This is a genomic window from Amycolatopsis sp. NPDC059027, from assembly GCF_042739735.1.
In the GTDB taxonomy this organism is placed as follows: domain Bacteria; phylum Actinomycetota; class Actinomycetes; order Mycobacteriales; family Pseudonocardiaceae; genus Amycolatopsis.
The window spans coordinates 130,808-137,204 of sequence record NZ_JBHYIK010000006.1 but is presented as its reverse complement, the minus strand read 5'-3'; the positions used below and the strand labels follow the sequence as shown (position 1 = coordinate 137,204).

General features: G+C 70.6%; 5 protein-coding genes. 3 read left to right on the top strand and 2 right to left on the bottom strand.

Going from position 1 to position 6,397, the window contains the following annotated elements:
- The first annotated feature begins 218 nt into the window (after positions 1-218).
- On the top strand, positions 219-1,817 hold the full coding sequence (locus ACFWY9_RS06270; RefSeq protein WP_378338296.1) for an ABC-F family ATP-binding cassette domain-containing protein: 1,599 nt from the start codon (positions 219-221) through the stop codon (positions 1,815-1,817).
- Between the two features lie 25 nt (positions 1,818-1,842).
- The gene (locus ACFWY9_RS06265; protein WP_378338295.1) at positions 1,843-3,024 is read left to right on the top strand and encodes an aminotransferase class I/II-fold pyridoxal phosphate-dependent enzyme; all 1,182 of its coding nucleotides are present in this window, start codon (positions 1,843-1,845) and stop codon (positions 3,022-3,024) included.
- On the opposite strand, the gene ACFWY9_RS06260 is transcribed toward ACFWY9_RS06265, so the two are convergent.
- Positions 2,990-3,439: a GNAT family N-acetyltransferase gene (locus ACFWY9_RS06260; RefSeq protein ID WP_378330482.1), complete on the bottom strand. Its 450-nt coding sequence runs from the start codon at positions 3,437-3,439 to the stop codon at positions 2,990-2,992. The genes ACFWY9_RS06265 and ACFWY9_RS06260 overlap by 35 nt on opposite strands.
- Positions 3,440-3,469: 30 nt before the next feature.
- The gene (locus ACFWY9_RS06255; protein WP_378338294.1) at positions 3,470-4,282 is read right to left on the bottom strand and encodes a S1 family peptidase; all 813 of its coding nucleotides are present in this window, start codon (positions 4,280-4,282) and stop codon (positions 3,470-3,472) included.
- A 243-nt stretch (positions 4,283-4,525) separates the two neighbouring features.
- Here ACFWY9_RS06255 and ACFWY9_RS06250 point away from each other — a divergent pair, with 243 nt between their 5' ends.
- A complete protein-coding gene (locus tag ACFWY9_RS06250) occupies positions 4,526-5,920 on the top strand; it encodes a mycothione reductase (protein ID WP_378338293.1) in 1,395 nt (464 codons plus the stop codon).
- The last annotated feature ends 477 nt before the right edge of the window (positions 5,921-6,397 follow it).

Sequence of the window (6,397 nt, the reverse complement as noted above, 5' to 3'; positions counted from 1 at the left end):
GCGCTTCGTTTTTCTCTTGGCCACAGCGCTTGTGTTGTTTCCTTTTCTCCTTCACTACCTTTCTCTTTACCCTCGTCCCGGCCCGGTAAAGGGTTTGCCGCGGCGTGGGCGGGTGGCTAGGTTGGGTCGGTCGGTGTTGTCGTCGAAGGGTGCCGGGACGTTGATCTTCTGAGGGTTTTTCGCTTAGCCAAGCCGAAAAAGCCTTTGAGGAGTCCCGTATGTCTTCGTCCATTGTCGTTTCCGACCTCGTTTTCGCCTGGCCCGACGGCGGGCCGGTGTTCGACCACACCACGTTCACCCTCGGTCCCGGCCGCACCGGCCTGATCGGTGGCAACGGCACGGGCAAATCCACCCTGCTGCGGCTGATCAGCGGAGCGCTGACGCCGTCGGCCGGGTCGGTCTGGGTGCGCGGCAGGCTCGCGTACCTGCGGCAGGACCTCGTCCTCGATCCGGACCGCCCGATCGACGACCTGCTCGGCATCGCCACGATCCGCGCGGCGATCTCGGCCGTCGAAAGCGGGGACACCGACGAGCGGTTGTTCGCGGTGATCGGCGACCAGTGGGACGTCGAGAAGCACACTCGCGCCACACTCGACCAGCTCGGCCTCGACGCCGTCCCGCTGGACGGCAGGGCCGGGGAGCTGTCCGGCGGCGAACTCGTCCTGCTCGGCCTGGCGGCGCAGCTGCTGCGCCGTCCGGACGTGCTGCTGCTGGACGAGCCGACCAACAACCTCGACCGCCGCGCCAGGGAGATCGTGCACCACACGGTCCGGCAGTGGCCGGGCACGCTCGTGGTCGTCTCGCACGATCGCGAGCTGCTCGACCTCGTCGACCGGATCGGCGAGGTACGCGAGCACGACGTCACCGTGTTCGGCGGGAACCTCACCGCGTTCGAGACCGCGCTCGCCGCCGAACAGGAGGCGGCCGAACGCCGGGTCCGGGTCGCCGAAGCCGATTTCGCGCGGCAGAAACGCGAACTCGCCGAAGCACACGTCAAGCTCGCGCGGCGACAGCGCTACGCCCGTAAGCAGTGGGAGAACAAGCGCGAGCCCAAGGTCCGGATGCGCAAACGCCAGGAGGACGCCGAAATCGCGGCCGGGAAACACCGGATCCTGCACACGGATCGGCTGGCGCGGGCGACCGAACGGCTCAAGAGCGCCGAGGACGCCGTCCGCGACGACGACGTCATCCGCGTCGACCTGCCCGCGACGACGGTCCCCGCGGGCAAGGAGGTACTGCGGCTGAACGGGGTGGAGCTGCGCAACGGGCCGGTCGTGGATCTCGACGTCCGCGGTCCCGAGCGGATCGCGATCCTCGGCGCGAACGGCGCCGGGAAGACCACGCTGCTGCGAACGCTCACCGGTGCACTGGCCCCGCTCGCCGGGGAGGCCGAGGTGCTGGTCCCGGTCCGGATGCTCCCGCAACGGCTGGACCTGCTCGACGACGAAGTTTCCGCCGTCGGGAACGTGCGGCGCGCGGCGCCGTCCGTGCCGGACAACACCGCGCGGGCGTTGCTGGCCCGATTCCTGGTGCGGGGCAAGAACGCGGACCGTCCGGCGGGCAGCCTGTCCGGCGGTGAGCGGTTCCGCGCGACGCTGGCGACGCTGCTGCTGGCCGAACCCGCGCCGCGGCTGCTGATCCTGGACGAGCCGACGAACAACCTCGACCTGGCCAGTGTCCGGCAGCTGACGAGCGCGCTGACGGCGTTCGGCGGGGCGCTCGTGGTGGTCTCGCACGACCACGAGTTCCTGCGGGGACTCGGGATCACCCGCTGGCTGCGGCTCACGGACACGCTGCACCCGGTCGGCCCGCCGTGACGCGCCGGGTGGGAGACTGCGGGACGTGAACGCACCGGTCCCTCCCCAGCTCCCGCCCGACCAGGTCTTCGACTGGCTCGACGCCGAAGCCGAGAAGCGAGCCGGTGCGGGCCTGACGCGCAAACTGCGGCCCCGCCCCGCCCAGGACCACGAACTGGACCTCGCCGGGCACGACTATCTCGGCCTGGCCAGGGACAAGCGGGTCGCCGGGGCGGCCGCGGCCGCCGCGCTGCGCTGGGGTGCCGGGGCGACCAGCTCCCGCCTGGTCAGCGGATCCACCGAGCTGCACACCGAACTCGAGCACGAGCTGGCGCGGTTCTGCGGCGCGCAGGCCGCGCTGGTGTTCTCCTCCGGGTTCACCGCGAACCTCGGCGCGGTCACCGCGCTCTCCGGCGCCGACGCGGCGATCGTGACCGACAAGCACATCCACACCTCGCTCATCGAAGGCTGCCGGCTCTCGCGCGCGGACGTGGCGGCGGTGGCGCACGGCGCGCCGTCGGCGATCAAGCACGCGCTGGCGACGCGCCGCAAACCGCGGGCGCTCGTGGTCACCGATTCGGTGTTCTCCGTGGACGGTGACCTGGCGCCGCTGGGCGAACTCGCCGAGTCCTGCCGGGCGCACGGCGCGGCGTTGCTGATCGACGACGCGCACGGGTTCGGCGTGCTCGGCGAGGGCGGGCGCGGCGCGGCGCACGCGGCGGGGCTGGCCGGCGCGCCCGACGTCGTCACCACCATCACGCTGTCGAATTCCCTTGGTACGCAAGGCGGTGCGGTGCTCGGGCCACGCCGGGTGATCCGGCATCTCGTCGAATCCGCGCGCAGCTTCATCTTCGACGCCGCGCTCGCCCCGGCGAACGCCGCCGCCGCGCTCGCCGCACTCGGTGTCCTCAAGGCGGAGCCGGACCTCGCGGCAAAGGTCGTCGACGCGGCGGGCACCATCGCCGGTCAGCTCATGTCAGCCGGTTTCCGGGTCAGCCTGCCCGAAGCGGCCGTCATCTCCCTGAAGGCGCCGTCCGCGGAAGCGGCGGCGTCCTGGGCGGCGGCGTGTGCCGAGCAGGGTGTGCGCGTCGGGTGCTTCCGGCCGCCGTCGGTGCCGGACGGGGTTTCGCGGCTGCGGCTGACCGCGCGCGCCGATCTCGCCGAGTCCGATGTGGACAAAGCGGTGAAGGTGATCAGCGCGACGGCTCCGCGCGGCGCCACATCGTGATGTGCGGGATGCCGTCCTCGTCCTCGAACACCTCGCCCTCGGCGATGAATCCGAAGCGCTCGTAGAAACCCCGCGCGTACGTCTGGGCGTCGAGCACGTAGTCGGCGTCCCCGTGCTCGACGAGCGCGACCTCCATCAGCCGCGCCGCGAGCCCCCGGCCACGGGCTTCCTTCGTCGTGCACACGCGCCCGATGCGCAGCACTTCGTCCGGATCGGACAGCACTCGCAGATACGCGTCGACGCCGTCCTCCCCCTCGAACCACAGGTGGCTGGTACCGGGCTCGAGATCCCGTCCGTCCACTTCGGGATAGGCGGCTTTCTGTTCCACGACGAAGACGTCGACGCGCAGCCGCAGGATGTCGTGCAGCTGCTCGGCGGTGAGTTCGGGACCGGAGGCGATGAACGGGGTGTGCACGCTTCTGCTTAGCACACCCCGCCGCTCCGGTCAGCCGAACAGGCGGGGCTGCTCGTGCTCGGCGATCTGGTCGGCGTAGGTGGCGACCCGGGTGTAGACGCCGGGTTTCCCGGGCTGGCCGCAGCCGACGCCGTAGGAGACGATGCCGATCAGCGTGTCCCCGACAACCAGCGGGCCGCCGGAGTCGCCGGTGCAGGCGTCGATGCCGCCCTTCGGGTAGCCGGCGCAGACCATGCTCTTCGCGTCGTACACGTCGTACCCGCTCTTGCAGGTCGCGTCACTGGTCACCGGGACGACGGCGCTGCGCAGGTAGTCCGAGCGGTCGCCGCCGTCGGAGACGCGGCCCCAGCCGAGCACGGTGGCCTTCGTACCCTCGCGGTAGGCGTCGCCGTCGGCGGACGTGGCGACCTTCGCGGGCCGGTACGGCAGCCTGCCCGCCACGGTCAGCACCGCGATGTCGTCACCCTTCTCCGGCCGGGTGAAGTCCGGGTGCGTCCACATCTTCGACACCTTGAACACCTTGCCGTCGGAGGACCGCTTGTCCTCCCTGCCCGCGACGACCCGGACCTCGTCCTGCTTGACCGCCGCCGCGCAGTGCGCCGCGGTGACCACCGTGGTCGAGCTGACGATGACCGCGCCGCAGTACTGGTAGTTGTTGCTGTCGGTCAGGTACACCGCGTACGGGTGATCGGCCAGCGACGCCTTGTCGCCGCCCACTATCCGGGGTTCGACGCCGCCGGTGTCCTGCGCGATCGCGTTACCGACCACGACCGGCACCACCGCCGCGGTGAGCAGCAGCGCTCCGGCCGCGAGCAGCCAGGGGCGGCGCGAGGTCTTGGGCATGAGTCGATCCCTTCACCGGGGTACTGGGCTGTGCGGCGCGAGCACTCGGGAGCTGGACGACTCCAGCGTGTACACGAGCGGCTGCGCATACCCTAGTCGGCGAAAGCCCGAAATGGTGTCACTGGAACGGGTGGTTTCCCTGCGCTGCGTCGCCACCCAGCCGTCACCCCGGCGGGAACATCGGCATGGTTCCCGGGGTTGGCTAGGGTGAACGACCGGCTTCTCACGCGAAGGATGACAAACGTGCCCCACTACGACCTGGTGATCGTCGGGACCGGCTCGGGTAACTCGATCCTCGACCCGCGGTTCGCCGGCTGGAAGACCGCCATAGTCGAGAAGGGCACGTTCGGGGGTACCTGCCTCAACGTCGGCTGCATCCCGACGAAGATGTTCGTGCACGCGGCCGACGTCGCCGCGACGCCCTCGAAGAGCGCGCGCCTCGGTGTCGACGAGGAGCTGCTCGGGGTGCGCTGGCGTGACGTCCGGGACCGGATCTTCGGCCGGATCGACCCGATCGCCGCCGGTGGCGCCGACTACCGCCGCAGCCACGAGGACAACGCGAACGTCGATCTGTACGAGGGCGAAGGACGGTTCACCGGGCACAAGGAGCTCCGGGTCTCGTTCCCGGACGGGCGTCCCGACGAGGTGCTGACCGCGGACCGGTTCGTGCTCGCCGCGGGCGGGCGCCCGGTGATCCCGGACGTGCCGGGGCTGGCCGACGTCGGCTACCACACCTCCGACACCGTGATGCGGCTCGACGAGCTGCCCGCGAGCATCGTGATCCTCGGCGGCGGGTACATCGCGGCCGAATTCGCCCATGTCTTCGCCTCGTTCGGGGTCGCGGTGACCGTGGTCAACCGCTCGGGGGCGCTGCTGCGCTCGGAGGACGAGGACGTCAGCGCGCGGTTCACCGAACTGGCGTCACAGCGCTTCGACGTCCGGCTGGACCGCAAGACAGTGCGGGCCCGGCGGACCGAGGCCGGGATCGCGCTGGACCTGGAGGGGCCGCGGGGCGCCGAAACCGTCGAGGCGGAGCAGCTGCTGATCGCGACCGGGCGTACCCCGAACTCCGACCTGCTCGGCCTCGACGCCACCGGAGTGACCACTGTGGACAGTGGGCACGTCGCCGTCGACGAGTACCAGCGGACGGTCGTGGACGGCGTCTACGCACTCGGCGACCTCTCCTCACCGCACGAGCTCAAGCACGTCGCGAACCACGAAACCCGGGTGGTGCAACACAATCTGCTGAACCCGGACGCCCCGATCGCCGCGGACCACCGGTTCGTCCCGCACGCGGTGTTCACCTCGCCGCAGGTGGCGTCGGTCGGCCTGACCGAACAGGCCGCGCGCGAGCGGGGAGTGTCCTTTGTGGTCTCGAAGCAGGACTACGCCGGGATCGCCTACGGCTGGGCGATGGAGGACACCACCGGCTTCGCGAAGCTCCTGGCGGACCCGGCGACCGGCCTGATCCTCGGCGCGCACATCATCGGCCCGCAGGCCTCGACGGTGATCCAGCCGCTGATCCAGGCGATGAGCTTCGGCCTCGACGCGCGCAGCATGGCGCGCGGCCAGTACTGGATCCACCCCGCCATGCCGGAACTCGTCGAGAACGCCCTGCTCAACCTGCCCCTGGACTGACGCGCTCCGCGCCCCCATCACCAGGGTGTCCCCCCACCCGCCCTGGGGGGCGACCCCGACAGCAGTCTATCGCCGGGGTACGACAGAACCCGGTTTCCGGCGCTGGGGAACGGAAGTTGTCCACAATCGCCGGGGGCTGTGGATGGGCTTCCTGTTGCGGGATTCGTGGATTTGCTGGGTTTCAGGGGCGGTTTTCGTAGCGCGGCGGAACGCTGAAGCGATGGCGGTGTCCTGAACGACGCGCAAGGGACGATCAACGTCCCGAACGGCGCGTTCGGGACATGACCGCGCCGCCAGGAGCCGGAAGACCGGGAGGGCCCGGGACGCGGATGAGCCGAGGGACGCCTTCGGTGCACCAGACGCGCCGAGGGACGCCCTAGCCGCACTGAACGCACCAAGGGCGTCCCTCGGTGCGGCGCGCCACGCACCGAAGTCGCGCCAGACGAGCCGAAGGACGCTTTCAGCGCACTGAAAGCG